A 15,910-nucleotide genomic window follows, 5' to 3' on the forward strand; every position below is an offset into this window, starting at 1 on the left:
AGTGACAGGTTAACCGGCGCGGACCAGACGTCGGGCGCGTCGAGCAGGAACGAAGCCGCTCCTGACATGACGAAGCGCCTGCGACATCCTACATGCAGCCCATGAATCGCGAACGCCCAGACCTGCCCGAGGAAGAGATCGAGCTGGAGGAGGAAACCGCCCTCCCCGCGCCCGAGCCTGCGCTCGATCTCGGAGAGGCCGCTCCGGGCGCGCTCAAGGCGGGCATCGAGGTGATCGCCGAGTTCGCGAGGCACCTGCCGAACCGGCCGGGCGTCTACCGGATGTTCGATCGCGCCGGCGAGGTGCTCTATGTCGGCAAGGCCAAGAGCCTGAAGAACCGGGTCACGGCCTATGCCCGCGGCATGGCGCATACCAATGCGGTCGCGCGCATGATCGCCGAGACCGCGAACATGGAATTCGTCACCACCGGCACCGAGACCGAGGCGCTGCTGCTCGAATCGAACCTGATCAAGCAGCTCAGGCCGCGCTACAACGTGCTGCTGCGCGACGACAAATCCTTCCCCTACATCTTCCTGTCAGGCGACCATCCGGCCCCGCAGATCGCCAAGCACCGCGGCTCGCGCCAGCGCAAGGGCGATTATTTCGGCCCCTTCGCCTCGGTCTGGGCGGTGGAGCGCACCATCGATGCGCTACAGAAGGCCTTCCTGCTGCGCTCCTGCTCGGACAGCTATTACGAGAACCGTACCCGACCCTGCCTGCTCTTCCAGATCAAACGCTGCTCCGGTCCCTGCACCGGCGAGATCTCGCACACTGACTATCAGGCCCTGGCCGACCAGGCCCGCGCCTTCCTCTCCGGCCGTTCCTCGGCGGTGAAGCAGCTCCTGTCGGAACGCATGCAGGCGGCGGCCGAGGAACTCGAATTCGAGAAGGCGGCGCGCTATCGCGACCGGCTGGCGGCGCTCTCGGCCGTGCAGGCCGGGCAGGACATCAACACGCAAGGGGTCGAGGAAGCCGATGTCTTCGCGATCGACGAGCAGGCCGGGCAGTTCTGCGTCGAGATCTTCTTCTTCCGCAACAAGCAGAACTGGGGCAACCGCGCGCTTTTCCCGCGCGCCGACAAGAGCCTGAGCCCGGCCGAGGTGCTGGCCTCGGTCGTCACCCAGTTCTACGACGACAAGCCGCCCCCGCGGCTGGTGCTGGTCTCGCATGATCTGCCGGAGGCCGACCTCATTGCCGAGGCGCTCTGCGCCCGCGCCGGCCGCAAGGTCGAACTCGCGGCGCCCAAGCGCGGCGAGCGGCGCGATCTCGTCGCCCATGCCCAGAAGAACGCGCATGAGGCGCTCGCCCGCAAGCTCGCCGACAATGCCGGCCAGCAGAGCTTGCTCAACGCGCTCGGCGCCGCCTTCGGCATGGAGAAGGCGCCACGCCGCGTCGAGGTCTACGACAACTCGCACATCATGGGCACGAACGCGGTCGGCGGCATGGTCGTCGCCGGCAGGGACGGCTTCATGAAGAGCCATTACCGCACCTTCAACATCTCCAGCGACACCATCGCCGGCGACGATTTCGGCATGATGCGCGAGGTGCTGAAGCGGCGCTTCTCGCGGCTGGCGAAGGAGGGGGGAGCGGCGACCGAAGCAGCCGAACTGGTTCAGGCGGAGACGGGCGAGCAGCCTGACACAGTTGTGGACGAACTCGGGGGGGCGAGTCCCTCTCCCGCTACCATTCCTGCTGAAAAGATGGCGGGGCCGGCTTCCGAGTTGCCCGAAGACGACGCCCCCTTCCCCTCGCGGCCCGACCTCGTCATCGTCGACGGCGGCAAGGGCCAGTTCGAGGCGGCGCGCAAGATCATGGCCGAATGCGGCGCCAGCGACATTGCGCTCGTCGCGATCGCCAAGGGCGAGGATCGCAACGCCATGCGCGAGACATTCTTCATGGTGGGACGCGAGCCGTTCAAGCTGCCGCCGCGCGACCCGGCGCTCTACTTCATCCAGCGCCTGCGCGACGAAGCCCACCGCTTCGCCATCGGCACGCACCGCGCCAAGCGCAAGCGCGACATCACCAAGAACCCGCTCGACGAGATCCCCGGCATCGGCCCCGCCCGCAAGCGCGCGCTCCTGCTACATTTCGGCACGGTCAAGGCGATCCAGCGCGCCAAGCTCGACGACCTGATGAGGACGCCCGGCGTCAACGCGGCGACCGCGAAGGCCGTTCACGATCATTTTCACGACCGCTGAAGGTCGTTGCGGCAGGTTCGCTCGCACGCCCCGCGAACCTGCTCCACCGGCGACCTGCCGATTTCGCAACGCAGCTTCGCCATGCAATCACCGTGTTGCGTGTTGACGCTGTCGCAAACGCGCGGCTTGGTATCCTTCGTGACGATTCTTCCTGACGCTATCCGGCGACGCGGCCCCTGGTCGCTGCCAAACCTGCTGACCTATGGCCGGATCGCTGCGATTCCGGCGCTGGTGGCGCTGCTGTTCTGGCCGCGTGACGACTGGGCCCGCTGGGCGGCCCTGGCGATCTATGTCGCGGCGGCCGTTACCGACTATCTCGACGGCTGGCTCGCACGCGCCTGGAGCCAGCAATCGGCGATCGGCCGCATGCTCGACCCCATCGCCGACAAGCTGCTGGTCTGTGCTCTCCTGCTGATGCTCGTCCATACCGACACGATTCACGGTTGGTCGATCTGGGCAGCGATCGTCATCCTCTGCCGCGAGATTCTGGTTTCCGGCCTGCGCGAATTCCTCGCCGACCTCAAGGTCAGCGTCCCCGTCAGCAAGGTCGCGAAATGGAAGACCGCGGCGCAGCTCTTCGCGCTCGGCTTCCTCGTCGTCGGTCCGGCGGGCGATCAGGTCCTGCCTCACAACACGCAGATCGGCATCGTCATGCTCTGGGTCGCCGCCCTGCTGACGATCTATACCGGCTGGGACTATCTCAACGCCGGTATCCGCCATCTCGTCGCCATGGATGAGCGCGCGCCATGAACCAGCACGTTGCCACCCAATCGCTGAAGCTGGTCTATTTCGCCTGGGTGCGCGAGCGCGTCGGGCTTGCCGACGAGATCGTCACGCCGCCGCTGGGCACGGGGACCATCGCAGAGCTGGTGCGCTGGCTGAAGACCCGTGGCGAGGGCTATGAGCTCGCCTTCGAGAACGAGGCGATCGTGCGCGCCGCCATCGACCACACCCATGCCAAGCCGGCTGCCTCGATCGCCGGCGCCCGCGAGATCGCCTTCTTCCCGCCGATGACCGGTGGGTGAGAGTTCTTTGAGCGTGAGTGAACCTTTCTGGTCATCCCGGGCGACCGTAGGGAGACCCGGGATCCATTCCGGAACGGTTCAGGCATGGATCCCGGCTCTCCGCTTCGCTTCGGCCGGGACGACTGTTCGGGAAAACCGGCGCTTTCTTTCGGAGCTTGCGTGATGACTCCGATCATCCGCATCCAGCGCGAGGATTTCGACCTCGGCGCCGAGGTCGCGGCGCTCGCCCGCGGCAACGCCAATATCGGCGCCGTCGTCAGCTTCACCGGGCTTTGCCGCGATGAGAGCGGCCGCCTCGCGGCGCTTGAACTCGAGCATTATCCGGGAATGGCCGAAGCCGAGATCGCGCGCGTCGCCGCTGAAGCTGCCGCGCGCTGGCCGCTCTCCGGCCTCGTTGCGATCCACCGCTTCGGCCTGATCAGGCCAGGCGAGCAGATCGTCCTGGTGATCGCCGCATCGAGCCATCGCCGCGAGGCCTTCGAGGCCGCCGATTTCCTGATGGACTATCTCAAGACCCGCGCGCCCTTCTGGAAGCGCGAGCACCTCGCCGATGGCACGCTTGGCGGCTGGGTCGAGGCCAAGGAAGTCGACGACAAGGCGGCGGAACGCTGGAGCTGACGATGGGCACGGGATGGTTGGTGGCGAGGCTGGTCCCGCTCTGGGGGGCGATCCTCATGGCCGCGACGGCCCCGGCATCGGCGCAGAGCCAGGGCAAGACCTTCCGCGACTGGATCGCCGGCTGCGACAACCTTCGCAGCTGCACGGCGCTCTCGCTGCCCGATGAAACCGCCGAGACCGTCGGCTACCTCAGGCTCGAAAGGCCCGCCGGCCCTGACGGCGCCATCTCCCTCTCGCTCAAGCTGACAGGCGAGAAGCTAAAGGCACCGCTTACGATCGGCCTCAAGCTCGACGGCGCGCCCTTCCCTTCCGGCGGCAAGCCGCTGGCCGCCACGGTCGAAGACGCCGAGACCGCCCGCATCGTCTTTTCGGAAGCCGACGCCGCGGCGCTGATCGCCGCGGCGCGCAAGGCGACGAAGCTCTCTGCGTCCCTGGCCGGGAAGAGCTACGCGATCTCGCTCGCCGGCTCGGTCGCGGCCATGCTCTGGATCGACGAGCAGCAGGGCCGGCTCAACACGACGACGGCGCTGGTCCGCAAGGGCCCCGCTGCCGCGAGCACCGTGCCGTCGCCGCCGGCCCTGCCAGTGATCACCGCCAGGGCGACCGGGCCGGCGCTGGCCGAAGGCGCGGCGAAGACACTGGCCGCGGCCCTGCGCAAGCATCTGAAGACGAGCGATCCGGACGCCTGCGAGCAGGATGACGAAGGCGCCCGCTACAATCCCGACCGCGTCTGGCCGCTCGATGGCGGGCGCAAGCTTATCGGGCTCTACTGCGGCGCCGGCGCCTACAATATCCTCACCGGCTATTGGCTGGTCACGGGCGATGCGGTGGCCGGTGCACGCAAGGTCGCTTTCGCCGGCAACGACAACAACGTGCTGATCAATTCGGACTACACCCCGAAGGACGGCCAGCTCGGCTATTTCGCCAAGGGCCGCGGCATCGGCGATTGCGGCGGCTCCGGCACCTACGCCTGGACCGGCTCCGACTTCGCGCTCACGACGCTCAGCACGATGGGCGAATGCCGCCAGATACCGTCGGACGACTGGCTGGTCCTCTTCCGCAGCGATGTGAAGGTCACGAAATGAAAAATCCCGGGCAGCCGAGCTGCCCGGGACGAGTTCAATCGGACATGCAGGCCGGTCTCAGGCCGCCTTGGACTTCGGCCGAACCTCGTCCGAATAGTCTTCCATGATCACCTTGCCCATATTGCCGGTGACGAAGTTGTAGGGACCGATCTCGGAGACCAGCGTCACCTCGGCGGCGGAACCGGTGATGAAGCACTCGGAGAAGCCTTCCAGCTCCTCCGGCCGGATACGACGCTCGACCACCTCGAAGCCGCGCTTCTTGCACAGCTCGATCACGGACTGGCGGGTGATGCCGTTCAGGAAGCGGTCGGCGGTCGGGGTGTGGATCACGCCGTCCTTGATGAAGAAGATGTTGGCGCCGGTGCACTCGGCGACATTGCCTTCCCAGTCGAGCATCATCGCGTCGGCATAGCCGGCACGCTCCGCCTTATGCTTGGAGAGCGTCGCGATCATGTAGAGGCCGGCGGCCTTTGCGTGCACCGGGGCGCAGGCAGGGTCGGGCCGGCGATAGGCCGCGACGTCGAGGCGCACGCCTTTCAGCTTCTGCGCCATGTCGAACATGCTCGGCCACTCCCAGACCGCGATCGCGGTATGGATCGCGTTGTTCAGGCCGGAAACCGCCATCATCTCCGAGCCGCGCCAGGCGACCGGGCGGACATAGGCGTCGCGCAGGCCGTTCTCCTTGAGGCAGAGATACTTGGCGGCATCGAGCTCGGCGATCGAATAGGGGATCGTGAAATCCATGATCTCGGCCGACTTCTGCAGGCGCTGCGAGTGCTCGGTGCACTTGTAGATCACGCCGTCATAGGCGCGCTCGCCCTCGAAAATGCAGGATCCGTAATGCAGCCCATGGGTGAGTACGTGCACCTTGGCTTCCTTCCACGGCACGAGCTTGCCGTCGAACCAGATGACGCCGTCGCGCTGGTCGAAAGGAATGACTGACATGGTACAGATCCTCCTGATCCTTTTCTTGCAGCCGACATCGCCACAAGGCGAAAGCGGGTGCAAGCGCGGTATCAAAACTACGCCGAGACCGGCGCTTGCGACATAATCGGTCGCTCCGCGTGCTTGACCGGTAATCTTACGTCTGAGATATGTCAACAAGGCTGACATAAAAAGAGATCACGAACGTGAGCACGCCCACCCCGAATCCCGTCACTCCGGCCACATCCGAGGCGTCGAGCCAGCCGGTGCCCTACGACCTGATCGAGCTGTTCTTCTTCGCCTATCGCGACTTCGTCGGCGATCCCGACCGCATCCTCGCTGATTACGGCTTCGGCCGCGCTCATCACCGCGTGCTGCACTTCGTCCAGCGCCGACCGGGCATGACCATCGCCGAGTTGCTCGACATCCTGCAGATCACCAAGCAGAGCCTCAACCGCGTGCTGAAGGAACTGGTCGAGACCGGCTTTGTTGAGCAGCGCCCCGGCACCCGTGACAAGCGTCAGCGCAAACTGCACGCCACCGAGGCGGGCCGCGAGCTCGCCATACGCCTCGCTGAGTTGCAGGCAAGGCGCATCGGCCGCGCGCTCGAAGCGGCGGGCCCCGAAACCGCCCCGATCATCACACGCTATCTCGCCGGCCTGATCGATCCTGCTGCGCGGCGCAGCGTGATGGCGCATCTGGCTGGGTCGACCTGACGCTTCGTGCTACTCGAAAGGAGCATGAGCGGAGCTCCGACAGAATCGAGGGGACGGGGATGATGGCGCCGAGCGGCCAGCGCAAACCGATTCCGGACGAGGCCCCACATATCCTGGTGGTCGACGACGACCGCCGCCTGCGCGACCTGCTGGCCCGTTTCCTCGGCGATCACGGCTACCGCGTCACCACTGCAGCCAATGCGGCCGAGGCCGACGCCCGGCTCGGCCATCTCGTCTTCGACGCGATGGTGCTCGACATCATGATGCCGGGCGAGAACGGCTTCGACTTCGCCCGGCGCCTGCGCGCCGGCTCGGAGATCCCGATCCTGATGCTGACGGCCCGGACCGAGAGCGGCGACCGCATCAACGGGCTGGAAATCGGCGTCGATGACTATCTCGCCAAGCCGTTCGAGCCGCGCGAGCTCATCCTGCGCCTCGGCAACATCCTCAAGCGCACTGCCCAACCCGAACCGCCGCCGGCGCCGCCCCGGCCTGACTATGTCCGCTTCGGCCCCTTCGTCTTCGGCCTCGCCCGCGGCGAACTCCGCCAGGGCGAGGAATCGATCCGCCTCACCGAGCGCGAGCGCGAAATCCTGACCGTGCTCGCCGAGCGGGCCGGAGAGCACGTGCCGCGCGAGCAGCTCGCCAATCAGGGCTCGGCTGCCAACGACCGGACCATCGACGTCCAGATCAACCGCCTGCGCCGAAAGATCGAGCGCGATCCGGCCGACCCGCTCTACCTCCAGACCGTTCGCGGCGTCGGCTACCGCCTCGTCATCGACCGGGGCTGAAGATCATGGCCGACGCCTCACTCCGGCGCCGCCTCCTCCCGCTCGCGGCGAGAATCGGTGCCTGGCTGCGCCCGGTGGGCGCCGTGCTGGCGCGGATCGGCGCCACGCTGTTCGCGCCGCTCAAGCGCCTGCAGAAGCGCCCGGCGCGGGCGATCAGCCGGATCATGCCCAAGGGGCTCTATCCGCGCGCCCTGGTCATCGTCATCGCGCCGGTGGTCTTGCTGCAATCGGTCATCGCCTATGTCTTCATGGAGCGCCACTGGCAGACCGTGACGCAGCGGCTCTCAGCGGCGGTATCCCAGGATATCGCCGCCCTGATCGACGTCTATGAGAGCTACCCGCAGGACAAGGACGCCGCCCTGCTCTCGCGCATCGCCCAGGAGCGGCTCGGCCTCGACGTCGACATTCTGCCCGATACCGACCTGCCGGCACCGGGACCCCGCCCCTTTTTCTCGTTGCTCGACAGCGCGCTCTCGACCGAGCTCAGCCAGCAGGTGAAACGGCCGTTCTGGCTCGACACCGTCGGCCGCTCCAGCCTGATCGAGATCCGCATCAAGCTCGGCAAGGACGTGATGCGGGTCCTGACCCGACGCAGCCAGGCCTATGCCTCGAACAGCCACATCTTCCTGCTCTGGATGACGGGCACCTCGCTGATCCTGTTGACCATCGCGGTGCTGTTCCTGCGCAACCAGATCCGGCCGATCCTGCGGCTCGCCGACGCGGCCGAGGCCTTCGGCAAGGGGCGCGACGCCGATTTCCGCCCGCGCGGGGCGCGCGAGGTTCGCCGCGCCGGCAATGCCTTCATCGAGATGAAGCGCCGCGTCGAACGCTCGATCGGCGAGCGCACCATGATGCTGAACGGCGTCAGCCACGATCTGCGCACCATCCTGACCCGCTTCAAGCTCTCCCTCGCGCTGCTTGAGAGATCGCCCGACCTGGAGGCGATCGAAAAGGATGTCGACGAGATGAGCCGCATGCTCGAGGATTACCTCGCCTTCGCGCGCGGCGATGCAGGCGAATCGCCGGTCGAGACCGACATCCGCTCGCTGCTGGAACATCTCAAGGCCGATGCCGAGCGCCAGGGCCACCAGACCGAGCTCACTGTCGTCGGCGACCCGCTCGTCGTCGTTCGCCCCGATGCCGTCCGCCGGCTGCTGACCAATCTGGTGTCCAACGCGGCCCGTTTCGGCGACCGCATCGCCATCCGCGCCACGCATGATGCGCGCTACCTCATCGTCATGGTCGACGATGACGGGCCGGGCATCGCGCCGGAACTCCGTGAGGACGTGTTCAAGCCGTTCTTCCGCCTGGACGAGGCCCGCAATGTCGATGGCGGCGGCACCGGCCTCGGCCTCGCCATCGCCCGCGACATCGCCCGCTCGCATGGCGGCGACATCATCCTGGGAGAATCGCCGCTGGGCGGCCTGCGCGCGACGGTGCGCCTGCCGGTTTGAGGCAGCGGATTCTCAGGCGAATACACCTGAGCCCCGGGATGAGCTACGCTCCCCGGGGCTGCTTGTCCTTGTGCGCTGCAGACGGCTTACTGGCGCCAGGGCGCCTTGCGCGCCGACCGATTCACCCGCTCGACATCGCTTTGCGACAAGGCGAGGTCGGAAAGCGCCTGATCGTCCATGCGGTAGAGGGCCCGTGCGCTTGCCCGCATGGCGAGCCAGTCCTCGAAGCGCAGCAGCAGGCCGGAAATACCCGCAGCGGCGTGCTTCTCGGCGAGCTGGGATAGATTTTCTGTGGCGATCCTGGCCGGCATGGCGGCCTCCTCTCATGGAGATTATGCCTGTGAATCTGAGCCTTGCAGGCCGACAGAGCAAATGAGAAGTTCTACGCTTCCGCCCAAGCTGAACTTGGCCAGCCAATGTCCCGTCGCCAGCTTCCGCCCTTGACCTCGCTGCGTGCCTTCGAGGCGGCTGCCCGGCATCTCAACTTCGAGCGGGCTGGCGAGGAGCTCGCGGTCACGGCCAGCGCGATCGGCCAGCAGGTCCGGGCGTTGGAGGCCTGGCTGCGGCGCCCTCTGTTCATCCGCCTGCCGAGCAAGGGCGTGGCGCTGACCGGCCTCGGCGAGCGCTACGCCGCCGCGATCTCGGGCCTGCTCGACCAGCTCAACGAAGCCACCGCGCAGGCGATGCGACCCGACGCCTCCACCGTGCTGACGGTCAGCACCATGCCGAGCTTCGCCCTGAGCTGGCTGATCCCCAGGCTGGGTTCGCTGAAGGAGCGCCATCCCGAGCTCGAGGTCCGCATCTCGATCTCGGTGAACCTCACCGATTTCGGCCGCGAGGATGTCGACGTCGCGATTCGGTTCGGCCAGGGCGTCTATCCCGGCCTGCGCTCGGACCTGCTGATGGAAGAGCACTTCTTTCCGGTCTGCAGCGCCGCCCTGCTCAACGACCCGCTGCGCCCCCTGCGCTCGCCGTCGGATCTTCGCCATCACACCTTGCTGCACGAGGCGGCGGAAGGCATCCCCGACTACATCACCTGGCCGCGTTGGCTCGCTCTGGCCGGGGTCGACGATGTCGATGCCAGCCAGGGCCCGCGCTTCTCCCATACCTTCCTGGCCTTGCAGGCGGCCGCCTCGGGCCAGGGCGTCGCGCTCGCGACCAGCGTCCTGATCGGCGACTATCAGGATGCGGGCCGTCTCGTCCGCCCCTTTCCCCATCAGGTCAGGAGCCCGCATCAATATTATCTGGTCTGCCCGGAAGCGTCGGCAGACCGGCCGGCGATCGCGGCGTTTCGCAACTGGATCCGCGACGAGGCCAGGGCCCATAACGAGCAGCTCTGAAAGCCGCAGTGGCTTCAGCCGCCGTGTTCCGGCCGGATCACCGGCAAATGCTGCAGCCGCGCCGCCGCATGGTCGAGAAAGGCCCGAACCTTCGGCGCCAGATGCTGGCCGCCCGGGATAACGAGCTGGACCGGCGCGGCCGGCGGCTCCCATTCGCGCAGCAGCCGGACCAGCGTGCCCTCCGCGAGATCCGGCGCGACCTGATAGGACAGCGCCCGTGCCAGGCCGCGCCCCGAGCGGGCCGCGATCAGCACCGACTCGACTTCGTTGACGATCAGCCGCGGCGTGATCGTCACGCCGGCATCGCGGCCGCTGCCGGCAAAACGCCAGAGCAGGGTCTGGCCGGCGGCGATGCTGGCGATGGTGTCGTGCCCGGCGAGATCGGACGGGCGCTGCGGGACGCCGCGGCGTTCGAGATAATCCGGCGCGCCGACCAGCACCCGCCTGACCTCGCCGACCTTGCGGGCGACCAGCCGCGAATTCGGCAGTGCCCCGATCCGGACCGCAAGATCGAGCCCCTCCTCGATCAGGTCGAGATTGCGGTCGGACAGGGTCAGCTCGACCTGGACCTCGGGATAGAGGTCGAGGAATTCGGCGACGATCGGCGTGACATGGCGCCGGCCGAAGGCGAGCGGCGCCGTGATCCGCAGCAGCCCGCGCACCGGCGCACCGGCGACGCCCGACAGCGATACATCATACTCCGACAGGATCCGCCGCGCCGAGGCCGCCAGCTCGCGGCCCGCTTCCGTCGCCATCAATTGCCGGGTGGTGCGGGCGATCAGGCTGACGCCCGCGCGCCTTTCGAGAGCGGCAAGCGCACGCGTCACCGCCGGACGGGAACGCCGGAGCTGTCTTGCCGCTCCAGCGAGACTGCCGGTGTCGATGATCGCGACGAAGATCGAAAGCTCGTCGAGACGGTCCAGCTTCGTTGCCCCCGATGGAATTCTGATTTGCGATCATACCGTCTTTCGACCGCTGTGCGAAACAATCAGATTTGCCGGACAACAACGAGGTTCTCATGTCCGGCTCCCGCATCGTCCTGCACGGCACCGCTCTCTCCGGTCACACCCACCGGGTCGAACTCCTCCTGCGCGCGCTCGGGCTGGAGTTCGAGTTCGTGCCCGCGCCGGCGGAAATCCGTCGGGCGGAGGCCTTTCGCGCCCTCAACCCGCTCGGCCAGATCCCGGTCCTGCAGGATGGCGACCTCACTCTCGCCGACAGCAATGCGATCATGGTCTATCTGGTCCGGCGCTATGCGCCTCACAGCGCCTGGATGCCGGACGAGCCCGTGACGGCGGCACAGATGCAGCGCTGGCTCTCGATCGCAGCCGGCGAGGTGATGCATGGCCCCGCCGCCGCGCGGATGATCGCCCAGTTCAACTTTCCCGACGAGCCGGTGCGGGCGGAGCGCATCGCGACCCGCCTCCTCGGCTTCATGGAAGATCATCTCCAGCAGCGAAGCTTCCTCGCTGCCGAACATCCGACGCTCGCCGACCTCGCCTGCTATTCCTATGTCGCGCACGCCCCCGAGGGCGGCATTCCGCTCGATACGTTCCCCGCAATAGGCGCTTGGCTCGCCCGCGTCGAAGCCCTGCCCTTCTTCAAGCCGATGCCGCGCTCGCCAATTCCGGCAAGAGGCTGACCGCGATGGACGGGCAGCCCTTCCACCAAGGCGAGTTGAAGGCGCAGGCGCTTGCCGGGCAAAGCTCGCGCGGCGCCGGCATCCGCAGCTTCATGCCGGACCAGCACCGGGAGTTCTTCGGGCTGCTGCCCTACATCTTCGCCGCCGGGCTCGACACGGCAGGCCACCCGATCGCGACGGTGCTGACCGGCGAAGCGGGCTTCGTCACCAGCCCCTCGCCGACGGAGCTTGCGATCGCAGCGCGGCCGTCGCCGCATGACCCGGCCATGACGGCCTTCGCGGTCGGGGCGCCGATCGGCCTGCTCGGGCTGGACTTCCGCACGCGCCGGCGCAACCGCGCCAATGGCACGATCAGCGCGCTCGCCGATGCTGGCCTGACGGTCGAGGTCAGCGAGAGCTTCGGCAATTGCGCCAAATACATCCAGAGCCGCGAACCGATGCGGGTTCCCGCCGTCACCGCCCCGGCCGAGGCGTTCGCTGGTCTCGACGCGGAGGCTCGTGCCCTGATCGCGCGCTCCGACACCTTGTTCATCGCCAGTGCAGCGGCGGGCGGCGTCGACATCTCGCATCGCGGCGGCCGGCCGGGATTCGTCGCCGTAGAGGGCGACTGCCTGACCGTCCCCGATTTCGCTGGAAACAGCTACTTCAACACGCTCGGAAACCTGCTGCTCGAACCGGCCGCGAGCCTGCTCTTCATCGATTTTTCGAGCGGCGATGTGCTCCAGCTCCAGGGCGAGACCGAGATCCTCTGGGGCGGGCAAGAGCTCGCCGAAATCGCCGGAGCGCAGCGGCTCTGGCGCTTCCGCAGCCAGCGCGGCTGGAGGCGCCGCGCGGCGCTGCCGCTGCGCTGGTCCGTCGCGGAACCAGCTCCGACCACACTCGCGACAGGGGTCTGGCGACCAGCGGCAGCCGCCGCCGGCTGACGCTCAATACAGCCGGCCGCCATCCGGAACCGAAAGCCCCGGACCGATCAGCACCACCTCGCCATCACCATCGGGAATGCCGAGGGTCAGCACTTCCGACATGAACTTGCCGATCTGGCGCGGCGGGAAGTTCACCACCGCCAGCACCTGCCGGCCCGGGAGGTCCTCGGGCCGGTAATGCCGGGTGATCTGCGCCGAGGACTTCTTGCGGCCGATCGTGCCGCCGAAGTCGATGACGAGCTTGATCGAAGGCTTGCGCGCTTCGGGATAGGGCTCGGCCTCGACGATGGTACCGACCCTGATGTCGACCTTGAGGAAATCCTCAAAGCCGATCGGCGCGGCGGGCTCGGGAGACACGCTCAAAACTCCTCCCAACCCCGATCATTGCTGGCGAGAACCGGCTTGCGCGGCGCTGCATGGCCGTTGCTGGCGACTGGGGCGGCGGCGCGCGCAGGGCGCGGCGCGGGAGCGGTCGAAGCGTTCGCGACCTGCGCCATCCGGGCGGCCATGGCTTTCAGCGCGGTCACGTCGCCGCCGAGCTTGAAACGCGAGACCAGGGCGGCGAGGCGGTCGGCCTCCTGGGCCAGCGCCTGCGAGGCGGCGGTCGACTGCTCGGCCATCGCCGCGTTCTGCTGCGTCGCCTGGTCCATCTCGTTGACGGCGGTGTTGACCTCCTGCAGCCCGGTCGCCTGTTCCCCGGCAGCCGAGGCGATCTCGGCGACGAGCGAGGTGGCGCGGGTGATCTCCCCGGACATGCGCTCGAGCGCCTTGCCGGTCTGGCCGACCAGCGCCACGCCCTTCTCGACCTCGATCGTGGAGGCGGTGATCAGCCCCTTGATCTCCTTGGCGGCGTCGGCCGAACGCTGGGCGAGCGCACGCACCTCGGAGGCGACGACGGCAAAACCCTTGCCGGCATCGCCGGCGCGGGCCGCCTCGACGCTGGCGTTGAGCGCCAGCAGATTGGTCTGGAAGGCGATCTCGTCGATCACGCCGACGATCTGCGAGATCTCCTCGGAGGACTTCTCGATGCCGCCCATGGCGGCGACCGCCTCGCGGACGATCTGGCCGGACTGCTCGGCTTCGCCCTTGACCTGGGTGGTCGCCTGGCTGGCCTGCCGGGCGCCCTCGGCGGTCTGGCGCACCGTCGCGGTGAGCTGGTCGAGCGCGGTCGCGGTCTCCTCCACCGAGGAGGCCTGCTGCTCGGTGCGGCTGGCGAGATCGTCGGCCGCCTGGCTGATCTCGCCGGCGCCGGCCTTCATGCTCTCGGTGTTGGTCGCGATCTGGCGCATCGTCTCTTCGAGATGGGCGATGGCCGTGTTGAAGTCCTGCTTCAGCTTGGCGTACTCGCCGCTGAAGACGGCATCGATACGATAGGTCAGATCGCCCGCGGTCAGATGCTCGAGACCCGCGCCGAGCGCCTCGACGACAACGGCTTGCTTCTGCGCCTCCTCGCTGCGCTGCGCCTCGTTGAGGTTGCGCTGCGTATCGGCAGCGCGGCGCTGATCGCTCGCTTCGGCTTCGGCCTGGGCCTTCTCGGCCTCGACCTGCTGCTTCGCCAGGGCGGCATCGCGGAAGACGACCAGCGCACGCGCCATGTTGCCGACCTCGTCCTGGCGCTCCTGATGGTCGATGGCGACCCGGAGATCGCCGGCGGCGAGGGCGCCCATGTTTTCCGAGAGCCCGGCGAGCATGCGCGAAGCACGGCGGCTCAGATAGAAGACCAGCCCGAACATCAGCAGCGCGAGCGGCACGAGCACGATGGCGACATCCTGAACCAGCCCGGCAAACGCCACATCGACGCTGTCGGCATGCATGCCGGTTCCGATCGCCCACTGCCATTTCGGCACGGCCGCGACATAGGAAATCTTCAGCGAGGGCTGCTTGTCGCCGCTCCTCAGCCAGAAATAGTCGACGAAGCCCGAGCCCTTGGTCTTGCCGAGCTCGACCATGTCCTTGACGAAGAACCGGCCATTGGCGTCCTTGAACGCCATCATGTCCGTACCGACAAGGTTCGGGCTGGCATGGGCAATGTTGACGCCGTCGAAGCGCACCACGAACAGGTAGTTGCCGTTGTCGAAGCGGGCATTGGCGATGGCGTCGAGCGCCAGCTTCTGAGCCTCGGCCTCCTTGAGCTCGCCCTTCTCAACCCGTGCCACATAGGCGTTCACGGTCGACGCGGCCGCCTCTACGATGTCCTTCACCTCCGAACGCTTCAGGTCCATCATGTCGATGCGGGCCTGGTTCAAGGTCACGGCAACGCTGGCGACGCCGATACCGGCGGCCAGAATCGCGACCAGCCCGAACGAGCGGCCGATCGACAGGGAGGCGATCTTCTTCAGAAATGACATTGGCGGACCTCGAAGGTGAGGTCCGCACAGTTGCGAGAAATCGCTAAAGGCCGCTTAACACTGCCACGGTTTGGCCACGATCCCGGCCGCTCGGCGCGGCGCCTCAGATCGCCGCCGCGTAACCGTCACCATCCTCGTTGCGCAGCCGCTCGCGGCGGCTCTCCCTCCTGCCACCACACAGCGCCCGCGCAAGGCCGCGCAGCGGCGCCGTCAGCCGGTGCACATCCTCGACGCGCGCCATGATCCGGCCGGCGGATTTCAGCTCGCGATCGAGCTTCGCCATGGTCCGCGACAGCTCCGGCTCGTCATCCTCGAGCCAGGTCTCCGCGACCCGGCTCATCAGCAGCACCGCGCCACGCACCCTGACGCCGCCGAGGCTGTCCTCGGTCGGGATGCCCGCGGAGGCCAGCATATAGCGCCAGGAGTTCACGGCGTTGCGGCCGAGCGCCGCCAGCGCCAACGGGTCGCGCCGCAGCGCCGGCATCACGGCGCGCAGCCCGGCCTTGTAGGGCGCCAGCGCGTCGAGCCGCCGCATCACCAGGTCGAAGACGCGCTCCTTGTAGCTTTCCTCCATCAGATCGTCCGAGTTCCCCGCCAGCACCGCGTCGTCGGCGATGCGCCCGAGCCCGCCGAGAATGGCGAGCTTCGAGGGGAACAGGCCACGCATCTCGGCAAGGGAGAGCCCGGCCTCGCGTGCGATCTCGGGCAATTCGATCTCGTCCCAGGAGCGATTGGCCGCGAGCCGGAACAGCGCATCGACCACGGCGCGGCGCGGATCGGGCTTCGGGGCCGCCGGTTTCGCGGCAGCCGGCTCGGCTTTGGGGGAAGCGGGCTTGCGTGCCATCG

Annotated in this window: 17 protein-coding genes; 11 read left to right on the forward strand and 6 right to left on the reverse strand. The window is 67.6% G+C overall.

Features of this window, described 5'->3' with window-relative positions:
• Positions 1-101: 101 nt before the first annotated feature.
• The 5 genes from uvrC to AC1REK_RS08830 all read left to right on the forward strand — a co-directional run bounded on the left by uvrC (position 102) and on the right by AC1REK_RS08830 (position 4,926).
• Positions 102-2,198, forward strand: a complete 2,097-nt coding sequence (uvrC, locus tag AC1REK_RS08810; RefSeq protein WP_492268678.1) for an excinuclease ABC subunit UvrC — start codon at positions 102-104, stop codon at positions 2,196-2,198.
• A 138-nt stretch (positions 2,199-2,336) separates the two neighbouring features.
• Entirely contained in the window at positions 2,337-2,948 is a 612-nt protein-coding gene (pgsA, locus tag AC1REK_RS08815; RefSeq protein ID WP_316016781.1) for a CDP-diacylglycerol--glycerol-3-phosphate 3-phosphatidyltransferase, read from the forward strand.
• Positions 2,949-2,971: 23 nt separating this feature from the next.
• Positions 2,972-3,223, forward strand: coding sequence for a MoaD/ThiS family protein (locus AC1REK_RS08820; protein ID WP_492268677.1), 252 nt, complete (start codon positions 2,972-2,974; stop codon positions 3,221-3,223).
• 162 nt (positions 3,224-3,385) lie between these two features.
• Positions 3,386-3,841 (forward strand): molybdenum cofactor biosynthesis protein MoaE, encoded by a 456-nt coding sequence (locus AC1REK_RS08825; RefSeq protein WP_492268334.1) that lies wholly within the window; start codon positions 3,386-3,388, stop codon positions 3,839-3,841.
• 2 nt (positions 3,842-3,843) lie between these two features.
• Positions 3,844-4,926: a DUF1176 domain-containing protein gene (locus AC1REK_RS08830; RefSeq protein WP_492268333.1), complete on the forward strand. Its 1,083-nt coding sequence runs from the start codon at positions 3,844-3,846 to the stop codon at positions 4,924-4,926.
• A gap of 57 nt (positions 4,927-4,983) precedes the next feature.
• On the opposite strand, the gene AC1REK_RS08835 is transcribed toward AC1REK_RS08830, so the two are convergent.
• The gene (locus tag AC1REK_RS08835) at positions 4,984-5,871 is read right to left on the reverse strand and encodes a branched-chain amino acid aminotransferase (RefSeq protein WP_316016784.1); all 888 of its coding nucleotides are present in this window, start codon (positions 5,869-5,871) and stop codon (positions 4,984-4,986) included.
• A gap of 176 nt (positions 5,872-6,047) precedes the next feature.
• Here AC1REK_RS08835 and AC1REK_RS08840 point away from each other — a divergent pair, with 176 nt between their 5' ends.
• The 3 genes from AC1REK_RS08840 to AC1REK_RS08850 all read left to right on the forward strand — a co-directional run bounded on the left by AC1REK_RS08840 (position 6,048) and on the right by AC1REK_RS08850 (position 8,811).
• Positions 6,048-6,566, forward strand: a complete 519-nt coding sequence (locus AC1REK_RS08840) for a MarR family winged helix-turn-helix transcriptional regulator (RefSeq protein ID WP_492268676.1) — start codon at positions 6,048-6,050, stop codon at positions 6,564-6,566.
• 62 nt (positions 6,567-6,628) lie between these two features.
• Entirely contained in the window at positions 6,629-7,357 is a 729-nt protein-coding gene (locus tag AC1REK_RS08845) for a response regulator (protein ID WP_492268675.1), read from the forward strand.
• Positions 7,358-7,410: 53 nt separating this feature from the next.
• The gene (locus AC1REK_RS08850) at positions 7,411-8,811 is read left to right on the forward strand and encodes an ATP-binding protein (RefSeq protein WP_390893218.1); all 1,401 of its coding nucleotides are present in this window, start codon (positions 7,411-7,413) and stop codon (positions 8,809-8,811) included.
• Between the two features lie 86 nt (positions 8,812-8,897).
• Here AC1REK_RS08850 and AC1REK_RS08855 read toward each other — a convergent pair whose 3' ends face one another.
• Positions 8,898-9,122 (reverse strand): DUF1127 domain-containing protein, encoded by a 225-nt coding sequence (locus tag AC1REK_RS08855; protein ID WP_492268332.1) that lies wholly within the window; start codon positions 9,120-9,122, stop codon positions 8,898-8,900.
• A gap of 105 nt (positions 9,123-9,227) precedes the next feature.
• On the opposite strand from AC1REK_RS08855, the gene AC1REK_RS08860 reads away from it, so the two are divergent.
• A complete protein-coding gene (locus AC1REK_RS08860; RefSeq protein WP_492268331.1) occupies positions 9,228-10,151 on the forward strand; it encodes a transcriptional regulator GcvA in 924 nt (307 codons plus the stop codon).
• A gap of 14 nt (positions 10,152-10,165) precedes the next feature.
• Here the strand turns inward: AC1REK_RS08860 and AC1REK_RS08865 are convergent, their stop codons facing one another.
• The gene (locus tag AC1REK_RS08865; RefSeq protein ID WP_492273791.1) at positions 10,166-11,101 is read right to left on the reverse strand and encodes a LysR family transcriptional regulator; all 936 of its coding nucleotides are present in this window, start codon (positions 11,099-11,101) and stop codon (positions 10,166-10,168) included.
• A 68-nt stretch (positions 11,102-11,169) separates the two neighbouring features.
• Here AC1REK_RS08865 and AC1REK_RS08870 point away from each other — a divergent pair, with 68 nt between their 5' ends.
• Together AC1REK_RS08870 and AC1REK_RS08875 are read left to right on the forward strand one after the other, a co-directional pair.
• Positions 11,170-11,793, forward strand: coding sequence for a glutathione S-transferase family protein (locus AC1REK_RS08870; protein ID WP_492268330.1), 624 nt, complete (start codon positions 11,170-11,172; stop codon positions 11,791-11,793).
• Positions 11,794-11,798: 5 nt separating this feature from the next.
• A complete protein-coding gene (locus AC1REK_RS08875) occupies positions 11,799-12,716 on the forward strand; it encodes a pyridoxamine 5'-phosphate oxidase family protein (protein ID WP_492268329.1) in 918 nt (305 codons plus the stop codon).
• Between the two features lie 3 nt (positions 12,717-12,719).
• Here AC1REK_RS08875 and AC1REK_RS08880 read toward each other — a convergent pair whose 3' ends face one another.
• The 3 genes from AC1REK_RS08880 to AC1REK_RS08890 all read right to left on the reverse strand — a co-directional run bounded on the left by AC1REK_RS08880 (position 12,720) and on the right by AC1REK_RS08890 (position 15,908).
• Positions 12,720-13,073, reverse strand: a complete 354-nt coding sequence (locus AC1REK_RS08880) for a tRNA-binding protein (protein ID WP_492268328.1) — start codon at positions 13,071-13,073, stop codon at positions 12,720-12,722.
• A 2-nt stretch (positions 13,074-13,075) separates the two neighbouring features.
• Positions 13,076-15,064, reverse strand: a complete 1,989-nt coding sequence (locus tag AC1REK_RS08885; RefSeq protein ID WP_316016791.1) for a methyl-accepting chemotaxis protein — start codon at positions 15,062-15,064, stop codon at positions 13,076-13,078.
• Between the two features lie 103 nt (positions 15,065-15,167).
• The gene (locus AC1REK_RS08890) at positions 15,168-15,908 is read right to left on the reverse strand and encodes a TetR/AcrR family transcriptional regulator (RefSeq protein ID WP_492268327.1); all 741 of its coding nucleotides are present in this window, start codon (positions 15,906-15,908) and stop codon (positions 15,168-15,170) included.
• Between the last annotated feature and the right edge of the window lie 2 nt (positions 15,909-15,910).

This window comes from Allobosea sp. GW823-FHT02B03 (genome assembly GCF_058797755.1).